The sequence below is a fragment of the Chryseobacterium tructae genome, assembly GCF_030409875.1.
In the GTDB taxonomy this organism is placed as follows: Bacteria; Bacteroidota; Bacteroidia; order Flavobacteriales; family Weeksellaceae; genus Chryseobacterium; species Chryseobacterium tructae.
On sequence record NZ_JAUFQR010000001.1, the window covers coordinates 3582666 to 3601473 of the forward strand.

Here is an 18808-nt window from a genome sequence, read left to right on the forward strand (position 1 = left end):
CCTATGAAATTATAAGTTTATATCCCTTACTATTCTTTGTATTACTCATCAGAACAATACTACTTTTCAATCTTCCTCCCGTTTTCAAAGGCTTTATAATATCTACATCTTCTTTTGGAATCATAATTTATTCTTTTTGAAGTCTTGCAAATATCCAATAAAAATATTATCCTACAAAATAAGTAGACTAATTATTCAAAAAAAAGGATCAGGTCAATCGACCAGATCCATTAAAGTTTTTTTCTCAAGAATATTCAGTGAAGCATCCCGGACTTCAATCAATACATCATGTAAGCCACAGTGATCTTCGTTGCAGTCTTCACATTTTTCGTAGAAGTTCAGACTTACGCATGGAAGCATCGCAATGGGGCCATTCACAAGACGAATGATTTTGGCTAACTTCACATTTTCAGGATTTTCTTTCAAGAAATATCCCCCTCCTTTTCCTTTCTTACTGTCAAGGATCTCCGCTTTTTTCAGTTCAAGCAGAATGTTTTCTAAAAACTTTAAGGGTATCTTTTTGTGTTCCGCAATTTCGGAAATAAGAACCGGGCCTTCATTTCTTTTTTCTACAAGATATGAAAGTGCCTTAAACGCATATTGAGATTTTTTTGATAGCATCACAGCAAAAATAAGAAAATTGTTTAAATATGTTTAAGCTAAAAGGCAAAATTGCCCAAGAGCCCATAAACGGTTTCATTTTTTATCTTTTTTGCCATACCGTAGTTTTGCCTTTTTCCTATTAAATCGTTATGTTTGCCCTATGTTCAGTAAACAAGAAGCACAACAACTAAAAAAGGAATTTTGGACAGCTTTTGGAAAATCTTTTCCAAGAAAATGGATCCTGTATGACACTAAGATCAAGGATATGGCTTTTAAATTTTCTGCCGATAACAAAAAAGTAGAAGTTTCTCTTGATATCGAAATGAAAGATGAGATGTTCCGCGATGCCTACTATAATAAAATATGGTCTTTAGAGGATATTTTAAAGGATTTCATTGGAGATTTCCAGAAAGAAGAGCATTTTACATTAGAAAATGGAAAGGTTATCAGCAGGATTTGGGTCGAAAAAAATGGTGTTTCAATTTTCAACAAAAACACATGGCAGGAAATTTTTGAATTCTTCGTCGACAAAATGGATGGATTTGAAAGATTTTATTACGAATATGAGGATTTTATAAAGGACATATAAAATAATTACGAAATAAATACCGTTTTACACTTTAGGTTAAGATAAAAAAGAAAACTTATCTTTGTTCCATACCACTTAAACTAATAGATGAAACTAAACATGATTAAAAATGAGAAAAGTGTACAAAAACATTTTTGGAGAAGTTATTTCCAAAAGTAAAGCTATGAAGCTAGATGAATATCATCTGTATTATTATGAAAGTGACTCCGATATACTGAAAGAGATTGAATTTATCAACGATGAAAGTATATATAACATCAATTATTTCTTAAATGAAAGCGACAATGAAGCGGAAATCCTGGAATATCTGAAAGAAAAATCAGATTTCTTTGATATCGAAAAAAAGGAAACTGCTGACGGTTTCATTATTTCCACCAATAAACTGTATTCATTATCCGTAGACGATCTGCCTCTAATTTCCAAGACTGTTTTTAAAATTGATGATCCTGAAAACTTTATATGTTCTCAGGTTATTGACAATGAAACTCAGGAGCCACATCTTGAAAGAACCGTGAAATGCTGGTATACTACGGATGAAACCGGAGAGAAATATGCTGCCCTAGAATGCAGTTACCAGGAAGACGGAAAGCTCGAACTAGCTATTGATAAAACTTCAGATCCTGATAACGAACACAATTGGGCTCATTATGATTACGAAACATTTCATGAACTTCAGGAGCAGTATCAGGTGGATATAAGCTATTACAAAACGGCTGCATTACTTCCTAAGGAGGCTTATCAAAACTAGAAAAAATTTAAAATACATCAGACAAACCAATTACAATTTATAATATGGAAAACAATCCTATTTTTTGGGCAGATGGAGATGACCCACAAATGATTGCAGCGTACAAGAAAGCACAGGAAACTTTTAAATATTTTTGGCGCGAACAATCCTGGGAATACAGAAGAATCATTCCGGGGCTTGATGTATCATGTGTAAAAGCTCTTTTTTCAGATACAACAGAAACAGGAGAAACTATCGTTGAGCACATGTGGATCAATGATGTTGGTTTTGACGGTGAGCGTGTAACAGGATATCTGATCAATGAGCCCAACACCTTGAAAAATGTTCAGGTTGGAGATTATATTGACATTCCGCTTACTGAGATCAGTGACTGGCTTTTTGCGATCACTCCCAGTGTAAAGCAGCCTAAAGGTCTTTCTAAATTATTCTCATCCTCTGCAGACCCTCTTCCGAAAGCGTATGGTGGCTTTACCATTCAAAAGATGCGTTCAGATATGTCTGCTTCGGAAAGAAAAGATCATGATGATGCATGGCAGCTGGATTTCGGAGACTTCAATGATATCCTTGTGGTGAATAATCAGAAGGAAGAGCCTGAAAACCTTATCGAACATCCGATGAGCAGAAACATGAAAGATGATTTTGTCAAATTCTTACAGGAATACCCTGATGAGATTAAACAGATCGATGAAAATGGACAAACGCTTCTTCACAGAGAAACCATCGCCGGAAACTTGACCACAATACAAACCGCTTTGGAAGCAGGAGCTGATAAAACAATTCAATCCAAAACAGGAAAAACGGCGCTAGATTATGCAAAACAGTTGAATTGGACACATCTTATTCCGGTATTGGAAAATTATTAATAGCGAAACAATAAGAGTGAAAAACTTAGAAGAATACTAGATCAAATAAAAAAGAGAAGCTTTACAGCTTCTCTTTTTTTGTGAAGAAATAAATACTTTTAAATCCATTATTAAAACTACAGGTTTATTCTAAGTTCTATTTATTTTATTATTTTTGTGAAACTAAAATCATGAAAAACATTACCATTACTTCCACGATTCTATAAACAATCAAAACAAATTAATTTCAATATTCATTAAATTCTTAACCATGAAAAAACTTTTATTTTCGATCGCTATGCTAGCGACAGGATTTGCTTTTGGGCAAATAAATTTAGTACACTCTTTTCCAGCCAATGAAGATGCTGCCGTCTACATTAATGACAATCAATTACAGTATTGTACACAAGTAATAGATCAACCTATCATAAAAATTTACGGACAAAACTACAATTATATCAAAACGCTCAATATCACAATGCCAGCAGGCTATGAATGGATGATTTTTAATGCTGGTTTAGATTACCAGGTTTCTAAAAATATATTCAATTCGGATGACAAACTGGAGTTTATCGTTTATTTCCACAAAAGCGGCACCCCTGATTCGAAGCTAAAAATCATTGACGAAGATGGTACCATTATCAAAGATTTCCCTGGAACCTACAGAGTTGAATACACCAAAATCTATCATGACCCTATAGATAACACCAACAAGATAAAACTCCTTAACGAGACTACTCAACAAACAGAAATTTATTCATTACCTACTACAGTTCTTGCGAACAAAGAGATTATGACAGTAAAGAATAAATTAGCTGCCTTTCCTATTCCTGCTAAAACTACATTAAAAATCAATAATCCTCAAAACAATGCTAATAAAGTTGAAGTTTTTGATACAACAGGAAAATTGGTGATTAATCAGTCTTTTTCCAACCATGATGATCTTATTACTCTGAATGTACAAAACCTAGCTAATGGTCTTTACATTTATAAAATCGGAGATCTAAGTTCTAAGTTTATCAAAGAGTAAAATTAAAATACTAACTAACAAAAAAGAGAAACTGTACAGTTTCTCTTTTTTTATCTGCTTATTTATTCAGTATAGCGTTTAAGTAAGGTATTTTAACCGCTTTAGTGGTTCAAAAATCAATGATTGGATTGGATAATATTGTCTACTAATCCGTTTTCAATCGGGTTTCCGCCTCCATTATTATAAAAATCAAGCGGAATAATTCCCAATCTCTTCTTTCCAGAATATTGGGTATACTGTTTCAGCCACGGATTCATAGCCGGATCAACTCCTGATCCGCCCCATGCGTATTGGTAAGGCGTATGATGAAAGACTCCATAAGCAATACTATTAAAACTCACATAGAGGATCGCATCATTAGGAGCATTTATCTGCATAGCCCGTTCCAGATTTTCCTGTACATATTTTACCTTTTGATGGGTATCATAGCTTTCATAATTATCCTCAATATAGAATTTTTGCCCATTGGCATTCGTAGTTTCAAAAGTTGTATTATCCTTCCAGGCTCCAAACCTCACTCCTACTTTATTTTTATCAATCCCCGAGTTGCCGACATTCAAATCAAACCTGTATAAAAAGAGAATTTTTCCTTTGGCTTCATTCAAGCTGGGAATCGCGTTTCCCTGAAAGTAAAGTGTATTGTATTTTTTAAGGTATTTGATGAAGTTATCAGAAATATCCTGCCCGCTTTTCTCATTGTTTACAGACATTAAAATAGTTTCAGACGGATGATCTTTTAAAAATGACTGGCAGGCATCCAATACATTCCCAAAGGTGACTCCACAAGAAATAATTCCGTGATAGAGATCTAATGGATCAGAAGAATTGGATGAATTCACAAGCCGGATATCCAGAAAACGAATCCCGTTTTCCAGCTGTTGTCTAATATCATAGTTCTGACATCTTGCACCGAATGATGCAGAAGAGATTTTATACGTTCCCGAATCATGGGTTCCCGGAATACTTAAAGCTTTGAGAGAAACGTTTTGATTCAGCTTACTCATCCATTCCGAGCCATTTAATTTAAGATAAAACTGGTTAACACCAGATACTGAAACATTACAGTTGAAATAGGTATTTCCATCTGTTTTTAAAATATAAGTTCCTGATATCTTTTTAATGTTTCGGCTTCCAATCCACCAATTGTTTTCCGATTTTGAATTATGTCCCTGCCCGATCTGAATATCATGTAATTCACAATGTCTGTTTTGATAATCAAAGGATAAAATACAGGTAAACGCAAAGTTCAGTTTCCCTGGTAAAGCATCATTAGAGCTGCAACCTATAGCATCACCGCCAGATATTTTACTCTTAAACCATTGGGCCACCGTATCGGTACCGTGTCTTCCGGCCTGAACATCAATTTCCCAGGTATTTCCTGATTTTTGAATAATATCTAGTGTATTTTCCCAGGGCTGCCCTGAGGAAATGCTATGATCTGTAATAACCATCTTTAAATTACTCACTCCTTCCATCATTTGAAGAAGAAATCTGTTGTGTTGTTTGTTGGCATGATATGGTGATTTAGTAATATTCCTTATGATAATTGATAGATTTCTCTATCTTTTCCAACAAAATTAGATAGAATTAAAGTGCATTCATAGCGTATAAATACGTGATTTTGATTTCGGGTATTTTTACTTAATGATCAAGAGTTGTAACAAAACACTCTATTCAAATGTCTTATTATTAAAATCTTATGGTGAAATTTTTGTTATTTTTCATAGCCTCCTTTTTACTGATTTCATGTCATCCCATGAAAAGCAGCTCAACATTGGCTTATCATAAGGCTACAGATTCTTTAGATCTGGAGATCAATAAAATATATCAACAAGGGAATTTTAATGGTTTTTCTGTTTCCATCGTTAATGATGAATCAACTCTTTATCAGAAGGGGTTTGGATATTCAGATGTGAAGGAAAAGAAACCTTATACCATTAATACCATTCAAAATATAGCCTCTATTTCCAAAACATTGGTTGGAATTTCCCTTTTGAAGGCTCAGGAATTGGGAAAACTAAATCTGGATGAGCCAATACAGAAATATTTACCATTTAAGATTGTTAATCCTAATTTCCCTCAAAAATCTATTACCATACGCCAACTGGCAACGCATACTTCTTCTATTTTGGATAATGAATTCTATTTATCTAAAAACTACTTTCTAAAACCCGATCAAAATCTAAATGGAGCAAAGCTTAATTTTGATGATGAACAGGTATTCAACCCTTCAGATTCGCTCATTACAATGTCTGTCTTTTTAGAAAATGTATTATCTGAACATGGAAAATGGAATACAAACAGTTTTTCCTCCCATCAACCGGGAACAATGTATGAATATTCCAATGTAGGAACGGCTTTAGCAGCTTTTATCATAGAGCGGGCAACTGGTCAGGAGTTCAGTATGTTTACCAAAAAATATATTCTGAAACCCTTACAAATGAATGATTCAGGATGGAAATATGAAGACATTCAATTTTCAAAGTTCTCCAGGCTTTATGAAAATCCTGAAACAGTACTTCCCTATTATCTTTCTGCAACCTATCCTGATGGTGGATTTATCACTAATAGTAATGATTTAAGTAAATATTTGACTGAGCTCATCAAAGGATATAACGGAAAGGGAACCATTCTGAGCCAGAAAAGCTATAAAGAATACTTCACACCACAACTTTCTGCCGCTAGTTTTACAGAAAGAAATACTCAGAATCCTTACAGCGAATCTTATAATGTGGGAATATTTATTGGATTTGGCTATACAGGCTATATTGGCCACACGGGTGGAGATCCGGGTGTAATGTCTATGCTATTTTTTGATCCTAAAAATAATCTGGGGAGAATAATGGTTTTTAATACCAATTTCTCGGATAAGAAAGGAAATGATGCTTTTTATGGGATATGGAATGTGTTGGAGAAATATCAGAATCATTTCCGGAAATAGCTTTAAAACTTCTTTTCATTTTATTTATATTTGTATAAAGACACAAATAAAAAGGTCATTATGGAAAAGCTAAGAAATCTAAGAAAGCAAAGAGGGTACACCCAAGAATATATGTCTAAAATCATCTCGACAGATGTTTCAAACTACTCTCGAAAAGAGAATGACGAAGTAAGAATATACGATGATGAATGGGAAAAGCTTGCAAAAGCACTTGATGTTCCTGTAGAAGAGATAAAAGAGGAAAAGAAAACAGCAATAGTTCATAATAACCATGACAATACTACTTTCAATGACAATGCTGGTAGTTATTTAACCACTTCCATAGTATTCCCAATTCTATTGTTGAAAATTTACAGAGTTATATTAAGATTCTGGAAGAACAAGTAGAAGTCTTGAAAGAAGAGAATAAAAAATTGAAGTCTAAATAAACAATCATTTTCAAATAAAAAAGAGAAGCTTTTCAGCTTCTCTTTTATTTTATCCAAATTTCTTCTTTCTCAGCCAGAAGAACAATCCTCCGATAAGACCAATAATAATCAATGGGAGTAATAAATTCAGCCATTGCCAAGTGGTTCTTTCTTCTTCTATTCTATGCCTGTCGAGAAGTCTTTCTTCGATATTTCTGTTTCTCAATTCCATTAGATTGCTGTCATCCAATAGATAATCAAGGGCGTTTCTAAGGAACTGTTCATTTCCGAACTGCTCGTTCGTCAGCATGTCTACTCCCAATGGAAGCGGTTTTCCTTTGATGACTTTATTTCGTCCTATATCTCCATCTGCAATCACGATCATTTTATTTTCAGGACTTTCCGCTTTAAAGCCAGGATAAGATTTTCTTTCAATCCTTGAAGCATAAGCAGAATTAAATTTACCTTCCAGTGCTACTGCGAAAATCTTAGGAGTGCTTGGTTTTTCCATTTGTCCTAAGCTGTCTACCGTGGCAATTTCCTTCAGATCAACATAATTCGGAACCTGTTTCAGCAATGTTCTTTCACTGGATTCGAAAAGAACTTTTGTTTTGATATTCTTTCTTCCTCCCAATGTATCAATAGAAGTAGGAAATTCGAATTTTACAGGGTTGATATTTTTAGTAACCGGATTATTATTTTCAGCAATTCCAAGAGGGAAATAAGGCCATGGCAAACTTGTATATTGTGGGTTTCCGCTCACTTCTCCTGTTACCAGTCTTAATAAAGCAAATTTCTTTACATCTTTTACCAATGCATTGTTGATTCTTAATCCGTAGTTGAAGAAGAAATCAGTCATATTGATATCCACAGGGAAAGGCATTACTTTTTTAGATCTTGTCAGTGTATCCATTTCAGCATTTACGGCATCAATCATCCAGAGCGTTTTGCCACCGTTCATGATATATTGGTCAAGAATTACCTTTTCATTGTCTGTAAAAGCTTTTCTTGGCTTTGCAATCACGAGAGCACTCATTTGCTTCAATAAAGGTACATCTGCGGCAGTAAGCTCAACTTGGTTTTTAGGAATAATAGGTCCTGCGTCATAATTTTCCATTGCAAGATGCACAAATCCTTGAAATTCATCAGGGCTCAGTTCGTCCTGATTAACCAAGATTCCAATTTTTTTCTTTTTATCAGTTGCAATATTTTTAATGTTGGACACCAGGTTATATTCAAGACCTTCGATGGATCTTGTTAATTGCTGATCTGCATCAATACCTGCTTGCTGTACAACCAGCGGAATAGAAACTCCGTCTTTATCATATTTTATAACTGCATACGGGAAAAGTGTGATTTGTGAAATTTTTCCATCCTTTATATCCGGAAGGATTGAGGGCTGCATTCCCATTGCCATCAAAGTATCCTGAGACATCTTTGTTTTAATAGGGTCGATGAATTTGAAATCGATCTTCGGGTTAATTTTTCTGAATTCCTCCAGCATAAATTTAGTTTCTCCCTGAAGTTGTTTAAAGCTCGCCGGAAAATCACCTTCAAGGTACACTTCTACGGTTAAAGGTTTTTTAACCGATTCCAATACTTTAATAGTGCTTTCAGAAAGCGTATATCTTTTTTCTTTGGTTAAATCCAGTCTGATTCCTGAATAGGTAAGAATGATCACCAAAGGAATAATGGCAATTAAGAAAATTCCCAATGGAGATTTAGCATTGATCTTCTTCATAATCTACTTCTTTTTGTTAATAAAATGATTAGACAATACTAGGGATGCACCGATTACCAGAATAAAATAAGCAACATCCTTGAAATCGATAATTCCTCTTGTAAACCCAAGAAAATGTTGGTAAAACCCTATATTCTGAAGGATAAAATCTGCACCACCTAAGAGTTTATAACTCGCCAGCTGTTCGATACCAAAATACATAATAAAGCAAATGAAAACTCCCAACAAATAAGCCATAATCTGATTCTGAGATAAAGAAGAAGCTAAAATTCCAACTCCGGAAAAAGCAGCGATTAAAATAATCAGCCCAATATAACTTCCAAAGGTCATCCCCATATCAATATTACCTTCCGGAACTCCCAGCACATAAACTGTATACAGATAAATTAATGATGGAATCAGGCATAAAACCCCAACAATCCATACAGATAGAAATTTTCCCCCTACCAATTCTGAAACCTTTAACGGCTGTGAAAACAACCAGTTTAATGTTCCCGTTTGCTGCTCTTCAGCAAAAGTTTTCATGGAAAGTGCGGGAATAATGAACATTAAAAGCCATGGAACCAGCACAAAATAGCTCTGCAGCGAAGCTGCTCCGATCTCAAAAATATTTGAATCGTTGTCGAAAAAGAACAGAAAAAGAGTGGCGATCAAACTGAAGGCGGCAATAATTACCCATGCACTCCAGTTTCCAAAGTAACTCCAAAGTTCTTTCTTTAAAATTGCAATCATAGTTTTTTAGTAAAATGTAAAAAGTAAATAGGTATAAAACACACCTGCTCATTTACTTAAACAATTATTTGTTTTTTTTATTCTTATTAACAAGTTTTACGGTCATCATAATCAGAAATACAAGAACGAAAAATCCTGCAATTAATTGCCACCAGTACTCAAGTACCATAGATTTTAGAATTACGGTAAACACCACCAGAAATAAAATAAAGGTCGCTATTTCATTGGCCTGTCTCAATTTGATGTTGGCCGTTTCCAAAGTATTGCCATTTAATGCTTTTAATTGTAGCACTTTTTTCCAGCACCAATAATGATAAATGGCAAGCCCGATCAGGAAGGTAAGCTTCAAATGAAACCATCCCATCTTCATCAGTCCCGGATTTAAAAAGATCATAACCAATCCACATATTGCCATGATCACTCCGGCAGGCACGGTGATAATATTCCACAGCCTTCTGGCCATAAATGTATACTGCTCCCTCAGAATTTTCTTCTTTTCTTCAGGAAATTCGTCGGTATCCTTATAATAAACAAAGATTCTTACGAGATAAAAGACTCCCGCAAAGTAGCTTACCATAAAAATAATGTGCAGCGCTTTGATGATTGTATAAAGCATTCAGAAAAAATTAACAGCAAAGATAAGCTTATTATATAATTTTTAAAAATAATTTTCTTTTGATTGGGAAAAGCTACTATTCGGATCAAAAGTTTTAAAAAAATACAGCTATATAAAAAAATACTTCGGCTCGGGGCAGCGAAGCTGCCCGAGCCGAAGATTATATTGTATTGATTGTATTCAACTCAAAAATTAAGAGATCACTCCCAATTCTTTTCCTACCTTTTCAAAAGCAGCAATGGCTTTATCCAAATGCTCTTTTGTATGAGCAGCAGATAATTGAACTCTGATTCTTGCTTTTCCTTTTGGTACTACAGGGTAGAAGAATCCAATTACATAGATTCCTTCATCCATTAGTTTTTCAGCCATTTTCTGAGAAAGTGGTGCATCATAAAGCATTACCGGAACAATAGCAGCATCTCCATCAGGAATATCAAAGCCTTTAGCTTTCATTTCTGTTCTGAAATAGTCTGCATTTTCCATTACCTGATCACGAAGGGAAGTATCATCAGAAATCATATCCAATACCTTCAAAGCAGCTCCTACAATCCCTGGCGCTAATGAGTTCGAGAATAAATAAGGACGAGAACGCTGTCTCAGCATATCAATGATCTCTTTTTTACCCGAAGTAAACCCTCCTAAAGCACCTCCTAAAGCTTTTCCTAATGTAGAAGTAATAATATCTACTCTACCCATTACTTCATTCGCTTCGTGCGTTCCTCTTCCTGTTTTCCCGATAAATCCGGTGGCATGAGAATCATCAACCATTACCAATGCATCATATTTATCTGCAAGATCACAAACTCCTTTCAGATCCGCTACAATTCCATCCATAGAGAACACTCCATCCGTTACAATAATTTTGAAACGGTGATTCTTTTCTGAAGCAGCGATTAACTGTGCTTCAAGATCCGCCATATTGTTGTTCTTATAACGGTATCTTGCTGCTTTACAAAGACGTACTCCATCAATAATGGAAGCATGGTTCAACTCATCTGAAATAATAGCATCTTCTTCAGTAAATAAAGGCTCAAAAACACCACCATTAGCATCAAAAGCTGCTGCGTAAAGAATCGTATCCTCAAGTCCTAAGAAATCAGCGATCTTTTTTTCTAAATCTTTGTGAATATCCTGAGTTCCACAGATGAAACGTACAGATGACATTCCATACCCATGAGACTGAATCATATCCTGAGAAGCTTTCATTACCTCTGCATTGTTGGATAATCCAAGATAATTATTCGCACAGAAGTTCAAAAGCTTTTTTCCATTTGCTTCTATTTCTGCACTCTGTTGAGAAGTGATGATTCTTTCTCTTTTGTAAAGTCCGTCGTTCTCAATATTTTGAAGTTCGTTCTGTAAATGTTGTAGGTATTTTTCAGAAATCATTTTTAGTAATTTTTTAGATGTGCTAATTTACTAAAAAGGCAGTAAAATAAAACCTTTTATAAGCTTAATTCTAAAATTTGATCTTCAGGTTCTTTTTTAACATTATTAGTCTACTAATTTAGTAGGATAATATTTATATTTGTTTAAAATTTCTGAATATGCAATTGATTCCAGTAAAGAAAACAAAGAAACTCGTTTCAAGAAACTTTATCAATAACCACATGAAACCTCAGATCCCTGTCATTATCGAAGATTTTGTAGATCCTGAAAGCCCGGCATTTCAAAAGTGGAACTATGAATATTTCAAAGAAATAGCAGGCAGTCAAAAAGTAGACATCTATGGCAGTGAAATGGATTCTATGGACAGAGTGGCGAGCCAGCCTATTGCACAGACTACTTTTTCTGAATATCTTGATCTGATAGACTCTAGCCCTACTGAACATCGACTGTTTTTATTTAATCTATTAAGCATAAAACCAGAACTCAAAAATGATATTATCTACAATGATGTTACCAATGGTAAAATATTAAAATGGCTCCCTTTCATGTTTTTCGGTGGCCAGGGCTCTGCTACCAGAAATCATATTGACATTGATATGTCTCACGTTTTCATCACCCAATTTGAGGGCATTAAACGAATCTGGTTATTTCCCTGGGAACAATCTGACCTGATGTATAAACTGCCTTATAATTTCCATAGCTTGCCTAATATTAAAAATCCGGACTATAGACAATATCCTGCCTTACTTTACCTAAATGGCTATGAGGCCGTTCTCCATCCCGGTGAAACATTATACATTCCATCCGGATGGTGGCATTATATACAATATGAAACCGGAGGATATTCCATATCGGTAAGAGCGCTGCCATCAAGCGCACTTGAAAAATGGCGTGGATTTAAAAACCTTGTTATTACACGAAATTTTGATAATATCATGCGAAATCTATTTAAAGAAAAGTGGTTCAAATACAAGATAAAAATAGCCAATAAAAGAGGTGCAAAAGCTTTCAGTAAACAAAAAAGCTTTCAAATTTGAAAGCTTTTATATGATATTAAACAGTATTTAATGTTTAATGAACTTCATATGTTTTTCATTCACTGTAAAAATATAGGCTCCAGGAGTAAGTTCCCCAATCGGTATTGCCTTACCAGGTTTGAATACTGATTTTCTGATCAATTTTCCATCAATCCCATGAATAGAATATTCTGTTTCTTTATCAATCCCTTTTAGGTAAAGCTCATTTTTGGCAGGATTAGGATATAAAGCAAAACCATCTTTTTCTATTTCAGAAATACTCAAACTATTATCCTGAGCCACAGTAGAGTTCTTTTCTAAAATCTGATATTCATAATTAAACTGAATATTGACTATAGGAAACGATATACTTTCATTAAAATATTGGTTATTGAAAGAATTATTCAGTACTAAATAAGCAGTCTGACCACCTGTTCCAGTGATTTTTACCGGTAATGGCAGTTCAAAAAAGCTAACTGTAGGACTACTTTGTGTCTGAGACACTTTAAAGGTAAGCTGAGTTCCCGTTTGTTTCCATTTTATGGCATAGGTTGGATATCCTTCTCTATATACCCAGTCATTGAAGAATTCTGTAAAATCTTTTCCTGTAGACTGAAGTAAAGAAGCTTTGAAATCTTCTGTTTTAACGTAATTGTAGGCCAGTGCTGGTCTTGCATGATACTCTTTAAGTGCCTGATAAAAAGCATTGTCTCCCAAGATCCATTTTACCATTCTTAAAATATAACCTCCTTTAGCATAAGATAATCTGCTGTCAAAAATTCTATTTTCATTATTAAGTTCCGCATCCGGAACATAAATAGTCCCTCCTACACTACTGGTAATATAGTTAATTTGACCATTCAGATAATTCATGAACTCACTATTGGTCATGATCAACTTTTCATTGGCTAAGTGCTCTCCAAAAGTAGCAAAACCTTCATTCAGCCATATATCATTCCATTTTCCACAAGTGACTTTATCTCCAAACCACTGATGAGTAAGTTCATGAGCAATAAGACCTTTAGTCCATCCACTCATGGAAGACATGGTCTGATGCTCCATTCCTCCTCCATTCAGGTATTCCATATGTCCATATTTTTCATTACGGAAAGGATAAAGGCCGAAATAGGTTTCAAAAGTCTCCATTATTTGTTTTGTCCATTCAATAGTGGAGACCTTAACTGGATCTCCAGCTGTTCCCGGATAAATATAATTAACAAATGGAAATGGAGGATTTCCGATTGTAGAATTTTGCTTAGCAAAATTGGTAATAGATAATGCTATAAGATAAGCCGCAGTAGGATACATCGTCCTCCAAAAGGTAAGCTTCGTCCCGGTAGTTGGCGATATGATTTCAGACATTAGTTTTCCATTAGCTGCAACACTATATTGAGAAGGTGTCGTAATTTTAAAATCAAATCTTTCAATCTTATCATTCAGACTTTGTTTGGTTGGAAACCAATCTTGTGCTCCATAAGGTTCACTTAAGGTAGAAAAAACGGGGATTCCGGCTCCTTGAGTTCCTACCATAACCGTATTATCTGATGGGTCTGGAGAGCCTGAATAATGAATAGTCAATGAGTCCAGAGTGCTTGCAGAAATAGAAGTTGGAAAATCTATTTTAATTTCTTTAGTAGGCAACTGTTGAAACGGAATACTGTTTCCATGGTATTGTACCTGAGAAACCGTCAGAATATTGGAAAGATCAAAATAAATACTTCCCATGTTTTGATTCGTTTTAAAATGAGAAGTCACAGATCCTGATACAGAATTAACAGCAGGATTAATATTTAAATCCATCCTTTGATACTGTAGATCATAATTCAGAGTATTAGGGTTGATATTCCCGACTGGCATTTTCTTGGCAAAAGATTTCATTTCTTTTTTCACCAAACCTTTCATTTCGATATTATGATCCTGTTTTTGGCCATAAACCTGCTGAGTGATCAAAAAACTCAGCATCAGAAGGTACATTTTTTTCATATGCAGGGATATTGTATTCTTCAAATATAAAAAAAACCTCTTAATCATTGATTAAAAGGTTTTTATAATATATAAAATAAACTGCTTCTAAAGATCCAGCGCTGGTTCAAGAATCTTCTCCATTCTTTTCTTCACCATATCCACTGATCCTGAGTAATTATTAACCATCAAAGAGAAAACTAACGTTTTACCGGAATTGGTTTTCAGATACCCAGCCAATGTCTTCACTTTATTTAAAGTTCCCGTTTTTGCAAAAACCTGTCCGTTTCCAGTTCCAAGGAACATTCTTTTCAATGTTCCAGACTGTCCGCCAATAGGTAAAGACGTCAAATAAGATCTGTAATATTTTTCATCCATTAAAGAAGTCAAAAACTTCACCTGAGAAATTGGAGTTACATTATTACTTCTTGAAAGCCCGCTTCCGTCTATATAATTCAGACCCAACATATCAAACCGGCGTCTTTCAAATGCTCAGTCACTACCATTCTTCCTGATTCGGATGTTTGATCACCCAATCTCTGAAATCCAACTGTCTTTAACAACGCTTCTGCTAATGAATTATCACTATGCTGATTGGTATAATAAATAATATCACCTAAAGTTGGAGATTTGTATACAGAGATCATTTTTCTATTCTCTGGCGCCGCATCTGTCATTTTAGGAAGTACTTTTCCGGTAACAGCAATTCCACTTTTTACCAGACTGGTTCTGAAAGAATTGGCCAGGTAAGCTGGTGCATCTGGAAGTTTTGTTGTTAAAACCCCATCTCCATCGTATTTTTCAGCATACACCATCTGATGAGCATAGGGTGAAACATAGAAGTATTTCTTTTCTGTGGAGAAACCTGATTTCTTAACAATCAATTTTTCATTAGCCGGGTTAATAGCACGAGTTGTTCCTGCAGGCAGATAGTAATTATTGCTTTCTAGCCATACAACATTTTCCGGAAGCATTGCAATATTGCCTTTGAAAAGCGCTGTCTGAATAATAATATCACCATTTACCTTTCTGATTCCCTCACGTGAAAGTCCACCTATGAAATCTGAAATAATGTCTCTGTAAGATCCTGCTCCTGCTTTATTGGTACCCAAAGATGGATCTCCACTTCCAACCACATACAGGTTTCCATTGAGAGTTCCGTTTTCATCCACCGTTCCTGAATACTCCAATTGAGTGTTCCAACGATAGTTCTCTCCTAGCAGGTTTAATGCTGTTTCTGTAGTCAGTAATTTTGTAGTAGAAGCTGGCACTAACGGAGTGCTTTCATTGTACGAAGAGATTACTTTCTTCGTTTTCGGGTCATACACCACGAATCCCCACGTTGCATTTTTCAGCACAGGATCCGCCATCATTGTGTTTACATTAATGTCTACAAGTTCTTTAGCCGACAAAACGCTTCTCTCCATCGAGCTCGCTGGCGACGGAAGGTTTAAGCTGTTTTTCTGATTGTCGTAATTTTGAGAGTAAAGAACAGTAGAAACGGTAGATTGCGCCAGGAAAAGACCGGAAGCCAACACCGCTGCACTTGAAATATATTTTCTGAAATTTACCATCTATCCTTTTTTTGTTCTATAGTTTGAGCCTATAAAAAATGATAAGTTAAATCATTCAATTAAAAAGCCAAACACTTAATCAACGACCAAAAGTAGAAATTATTGTTATAAAACGGATCACAGACGTCTTATAAAAGAGTGTAAAGTTTGTTAAAAATTGTTAAAAATCGACAAAAACATCCTTTTTAATGCTTTGGTAAGCAGTAATCTCATCGAATTCTTTCAAACTTATCAAAACCAAGCTTTTAAACTTTTCATAGTTTTTCCCACGGGGTAATTTTAATAAAATCTGGAATTGATATAAATTATTCAGCCTAGCGATCTGGGCTCTTTCTGGTCCTAAAATACATTCTTCAGGAAGGTATTTTCTCAGAATAGATCCTAAAAACTGAGAGGCACGATCTACTTTATCATCTCTTCGATGTTTCAGTTCGATCATAATCAGCTTGGTAAACGGCGGATAATGGAATTTCTGACGTTCAGTAAGGATATATTTATAAATCTTCGCCGGATTATTCATCTTTATCAGCTGGAATACAGAATGATCCGGATTATAGGTTTGAATCAAAATTTTTCCTTTCCCAGAAGTCCTCCCTGCTCTTCCAGACACTTGTGTGATCAACTGGTATGCTCGTTCTTCCGCTCTGAAATCCTGAACATATAATAAGGAATCAGCTTTAGGAATGGCCACCAATTCTATGTGGTCAAAATCAAGTCCCTTGGAAATCATCTGTGTTCCTACCACAATATCGGTTTCCCCGTCTTCAATTTTTTCATACAGCTTTTCGTAGGCAAACTTCTTACGCATTGAATCTACATCCATTCTGTCCACCTCATTTTCAGGAAAGAGTTTGGAAACTTCTTCATGAATCTGTTCTACCCCTACTCCTCTTTCATTCAAATTTTCAGAATTACATTTCGGACAGGTTCGAGGTTTTGAAGCTCTTTGACCGCAATAGTGGCATTTCATTTCATTGGCCGCTTTATGATACGTCATGACTACATCACAATTGGAGCAATAATTAACATACCCACAGGTTTCACACTCTATAACATTGGCATATCCACGTCTGTTATGAAGAACGATGGCCTGGTTCTTTTCATCAATGGTATGCTTAATAGCGTCAATAAGCCTTGTCGAAAAATTTCCGGATACGTTTTTAGATTCCTGAGCTTCTTTGAAATTAATCAGTTCATATTCAGGCAAGTTAACATTCCCGAACCTTTCGTTCAGGAAGATGTATTTCATTTTATCTTTTCTGGCTCTGTAATAGCTTTCAACAGAAGGTGTTGCTGAGCCCAGAATAACTCCAGATTTATATAAACCACCCAGCACCAATGCCGCATCTTTGGCATTAAAGTAAGGAGTAACTTCTCTTGGCTTATAGGCGGAATCATGTTCTTCATCTACCACAATCAATCCTAAGTTCTGATACGGTAAAAACAAGGCATTTCTAGTTCCTACAAGAATTTGGATATCATTCTGCTTTATTCTACGCCATACTTCTACCCTTTCAAAATCTGTCAGTTTCTGATGGTAAAAGCCTAACTGTCTGCCATATTTTTTTTCAAGTCTTTGGGTAATCTGCTTAGTCAAAGAAATTTCAGGAAGTAAAAACAAAACATTCTTTCCTTCCCGGATGCATTCTTCAATTTTCTCTAAATAAATATGGGTCTTTCCTGATGATGTTACGCCATGAAGCAGTACATTTTTTCCTTCTTCAAAAGCTTCATCAATCTCTGATTTTGCAATTTTCTGTTCCTCAGACAGCTCTTCGATCTCTTCAATTTCACCTTCATAACTTTCAATCCTATCTTTCTGCATATAGTATTCTTCAACAAGGCCTTTGTCTGCCAATGCCTTGAAATGAGAACTTCCAAAATAGCCGTCTTCAAATAATTCGGCTTTTTTAATATGAAGATCAGGTTTTTCAGTCTGTTTTTCCAAAATCAGGAGGAACAGATCTTTCTGTTTAGGGGCTTTATTAAGTTTTAAAAGAATTTCGGTAAGATTCTGATTGCTTAAAACGCTATCATTGATTCTTACATAAGCAACCTCTTTAGCTTTATATTTTTCTGCAATTTTCTCATCAATCTCAATATACTGAAGATCAATCAGAGAATTGATGGTTTTAATAATTTCTTTCTTAGGAATAAATGCTTCAATATCTGTAAGATTAACTAGTTGTCTTACTTCCAGTGCCTGAATCAAATACATTTCATTGACATCCAGATTTTCAAAGTCAACAACTATTCCTGGTTTTAATTTTAAATACGTCTCACTTTCCAGTTTTAATGAAGATGGAAAAGCCAATCTGTAAATTTCGCCAAGGTTACACAGGTAATAATCGGAAAGCCAGTTCCAGAAACGGATCTGTTCTTCCGGAAGAATTGGTTTTTCGTCCAAAATACTGATGACATCCTTTGCTACAAAGTTATCCGGAGCATTGTCATGAAGTTCCAAAACAATTCCGGTATAGATTTTCTTTCCACCAAAAGGTACTAACACCCGCATTCCCGGCTGAATTTCAGACATCAGTTCTTCCGGAACCTTATAGGTAAAGGATCCTTTTAAATTCAGCGGTAAAACAATTTGAGCGTATGACAAGGGAAATATT

Annotated in this window: 16 protein-coding genes and 1 pseudogene; 7 read left to right on the top strand and 10 right to left on the bottom strand. The window is 35.1% G+C overall.

Annotated elements, in window-relative coordinates; translation table 11 throughout:
• Position 1: 1 nt before the first annotated feature.
• Positions 2-124, bottom strand: coding sequence for a hypothetical protein (locus tag QWZ06_RS17845; protein WP_290300078.1), 123 nt, complete (start codon positions 122-124; stop codon positions 2-4).
• 89 nt (positions 125-213) lie between these two features.
• Positions 214-621: an RrF2 family transcriptional regulator gene (locus tag QWZ06_RS17850; protein ID WP_045502189.1), complete on the bottom strand. Its 408-nt coding sequence runs from the start codon at positions 619-621 to the stop codon at positions 214-216.
• 142 nt (positions 622-763) lie between these two features.
• On the opposite strand from QWZ06_RS17850, the gene QWZ06_RS17855 reads away from it, so the two are divergent.
• The 4 genes from QWZ06_RS17855 to QWZ06_RS17870 all read left to right on the top strand — a co-directional run bounded on the left by QWZ06_RS17855 (position 764) and on the right by QWZ06_RS17870 (position 3812).
• Entirely contained in the window at positions 764-1192 is a 429-nt protein-coding gene (locus QWZ06_RS17855; RefSeq protein ID WP_290300081.1) for a DUF4268 domain-containing protein, read from the top strand.
• A 109-nt stretch (positions 1193-1301) separates the two neighbouring features.
• The gene (locus QWZ06_RS17860) at positions 1302-1940 is read left to right on the top strand and encodes a hypothetical protein (protein WP_290300083.1); all 639 of its coding nucleotides are present in this window, start codon (positions 1302-1304) and stop codon (positions 1938-1940) included.
• Between the two features lie 44 nt (positions 1941-1984).
• The gene (locus tag QWZ06_RS17865; RefSeq protein ID WP_290300084.1) at positions 1985-2803 is read left to right on the top strand and encodes a DUF2314 domain-containing protein; all 819 of its coding nucleotides are present in this window, start codon (positions 1985-1987) and stop codon (positions 2801-2803) included.
• Between the two features lie 250 nt (positions 2804-3053).
• Positions 3054-3812 carry a T9SS type A sorting domain-containing protein gene (locus tag QWZ06_RS17870; RefSeq protein WP_290300085.1) on the top strand — a complete coding sequence of 253 codons (759 nt, stop codon included), beginning with the start codon at positions 3054-3056 and terminating at the stop codon, positions 3810-3812.
• Between the two features lie 116 nt (positions 3813-3928).
• Here QWZ06_RS17870 and QWZ06_RS17875 read toward each other — a convergent pair whose 3' ends face one another.
• On the bottom strand, positions 3929-5278 hold the full coding sequence (locus QWZ06_RS17875) for a phosphatidylinositol-specific phospholipase C (protein ID WP_290300086.1): 1350 nt from the start codon (positions 5276-5278) through the stop codon (positions 3929-3931).
• A gap of 290 nt (positions 5279-5568) precedes the next feature.
• On the opposite strand from QWZ06_RS17875, the gene QWZ06_RS17880 reads away from it, so the two are divergent.
• Positions 5569-6753 carry a serine hydrolase domain-containing protein gene (locus QWZ06_RS17880; RefSeq protein ID WP_290300087.1) on the top strand — a complete coding sequence of 395 codons (1185 nt, stop codon included), beginning with the start codon at positions 5569-5571 and terminating at the stop codon, positions 6751-6753.
• Positions 6754-6813: 60 nt separating this feature from the next.
• Positions 6814-7140 carry a helix-turn-helix domain-containing protein gene (locus QWZ06_RS17885; protein WP_290300088.1) on the top strand — a complete coding sequence of 109 codons (327 nt, stop codon included), beginning with the start codon at positions 6814-6816 and terminating at the stop codon, positions 7138-7140.
• A 90-nt stretch (positions 7141-7230) separates the two neighbouring features.
• Here the strand turns inward: QWZ06_RS17885 and gldG are convergent, their stop codons facing one another.
• The 4 genes from gldG to kbl form a co-directional block, all read right to left on the bottom strand.
• A complete protein-coding gene (gldG, locus tag QWZ06_RS17890) occupies positions 7231-8901 on the bottom strand; it encodes a gliding motility-associated ABC transporter substrate-binding protein GldG (protein WP_290300089.1) in 1671 nt (556 codons plus the stop codon).
• 3 nt (positions 8902-8904) lie between these two features.
• Positions 8905-9633 carry an ABC transporter permease gene (locus QWZ06_RS17895; RefSeq protein WP_290300090.1) on the bottom strand — a complete coding sequence of 243 codons (729 nt, stop codon included), beginning with the start codon at positions 9631-9633 and terminating at the stop codon, positions 8905-8907.
• Positions 9634-9697: 64 nt separating this feature from the next.
• Complete coding sequence (locus QWZ06_RS17900; RefSeq protein WP_290300091.1) at positions 9698-10249, bottom strand: CopD family protein; 552 nt, start codon at positions 10247-10249, stop codon at positions 9698-9700.
• 192 nt (positions 10250-10441) lie between these two features.
• Positions 10442-11638 (bottom strand): glycine C-acetyltransferase, encoded by a 1197-nt coding sequence (kbl, locus tag QWZ06_RS17905; RefSeq protein ID WP_290300093.1) that lies wholly within the window; start codon positions 11636-11638, stop codon positions 10442-10444.
• 158 nt (positions 11639-11796) lie between these two features.
• On the opposite strand from kbl, the gene QWZ06_RS17910 reads away from it, so the two are divergent.
• A complete protein-coding gene (locus QWZ06_RS17910) occupies positions 11797-12675 on the top strand; it encodes a cupin-like domain-containing protein (protein WP_290300095.1) in 879 nt (292 codons plus the stop codon).
• Between the two features lie 27 nt (positions 12676-12702).
• On the opposite strand, the gene QWZ06_RS17915 is transcribed toward QWZ06_RS17910, so the two are convergent.
• From QWZ06_RS17915 to priA, 3 genes and pseudogenes are all read right to left on the bottom strand, one after another.
• Positions 12703-14637 carry a M1 family metallopeptidase gene (locus QWZ06_RS17915; protein WP_290300097.1) on the bottom strand — a complete coding sequence of 645 codons (1935 nt, stop codon included), beginning with the start codon at positions 14635-14637 and terminating at the stop codon, positions 12703-12705.
• A gap of 87 nt (positions 14638-14724) precedes the next feature.
• Positions 14725-16190, bottom strand: a pseudogene (dacB, locus tag QWZ06_RS17920) (D-alanyl-D-alanine carboxypeptidase/D-alanyl-D-alanine endopeptidase).
• Between the two features lie 160 nt (positions 16191-16350).
• Entirely contained in the window at positions 16351-18798 is a 2448-nt protein-coding gene (gene priA / locus QWZ06_RS17925) for a replication restart helicase PriA (protein ID WP_290300098.1), read from the bottom strand.
• Positions 18799-18808: the final 10 nt, after the last annotated feature.

What these genes read in the sequence shown, in the direction of transcription:
- QWZ06_RS17870 (WP_290300085.1), top strand. Translation starts at nt 3,054, where the DNA reads ATGAAAAAACTTTTATTTTCGATCGCTATGCTAGCGACAGGATTTGCT.
- QWZ06_RS17910 (WP_290300095.1), top strand. Translation starts at nt 11,797, where the DNA reads ATGCAATTGATTCCAGTAAAGAAAACAAAGAAACTCGTTTCAAGAAAC.
- QWZ06_RS17880 (WP_290300087.1), top strand. Translation starts at nt 5,569, where the DNA reads ATGAAAAGCAGCTCAACATTGGCTTATCATAAGGCTACAGATTCTTTA.
- QWZ06_RS17860 (WP_290300083.1), top strand. Translation starts at nt 1,302, where the DNA reads ATGAGAAAAGTGTACAAAAACATTTTTGGAGAAGTTATTTCCAAAAGT.
- QWZ06_RS17900 (WP_290300091.1), bottom strand. Translation starts at nt 10,249, where the DNA reads ATGCTTTATACAATCATCAAAGCGCTGCACATTATTTTTATGGTAAGC.
- QWZ06_RS17845 (WP_290300078.1), bottom strand. Translation starts at nt 124, where the DNA reads ATGATTCCAAAAGAAGATGTAGATATTATAAAGCCTTTGAAAACGGGA.
- QWZ06_RS17915 (WP_290300097.1), bottom strand. Translation starts at nt 14,637, where the DNA reads ATGAAAAAAATGTACCTTCTGATGCTGAGTTTTTTGATCACTCAGCAG.
- QWZ06_RS17885 (WP_290300088.1), top strand. Translation starts at nt 6,814, where the DNA reads ATGGAAAAGCTAAGAAATCTAAGAAAGCAAAGAGGGTACACCCAAGAA.
- QWZ06_RS17895 (WP_290300090.1), bottom strand. Translation starts at nt 9,633, where the DNA reads ATGATTGCAATTTTAAAGAAAGAACTTTGGAGTTACTTTGGAAACTGG.
- gldG (WP_290300089.1), bottom strand. Translation starts at nt 8,901, where the DNA reads ATGAAGAAGATCAATGCTAAATCTCCATTGGGAATTTTCTTAATTGCC.
- kbl (WP_290300093.1), bottom strand. Translation starts at nt 11,638, where the DNA reads ATGATTTCTGAAAAATACCTACAACATTTACAGAACGAACTTCAAAAT.
- QWZ06_RS17850 (WP_045502189.1), bottom strand. Translation starts at nt 621, where the DNA reads ATGCTATCAAAAAAATCTCAATATGCGTTTAAGGCACTTTCATATCTT.
- QWZ06_RS17855 (WP_290300081.1), top strand. Translation starts at nt 764, where the DNA reads ATGTTCAGTAAACAAGAAGCACAACAACTAAAAAAGGAATTTTGGACA.
- QWZ06_RS17865 (WP_290300084.1), top strand. Translation starts at nt 1,985, where the DNA reads ATGGAAAACAATCCTATTTTTTGGGCAGATGGAGATGACCCACAAATG.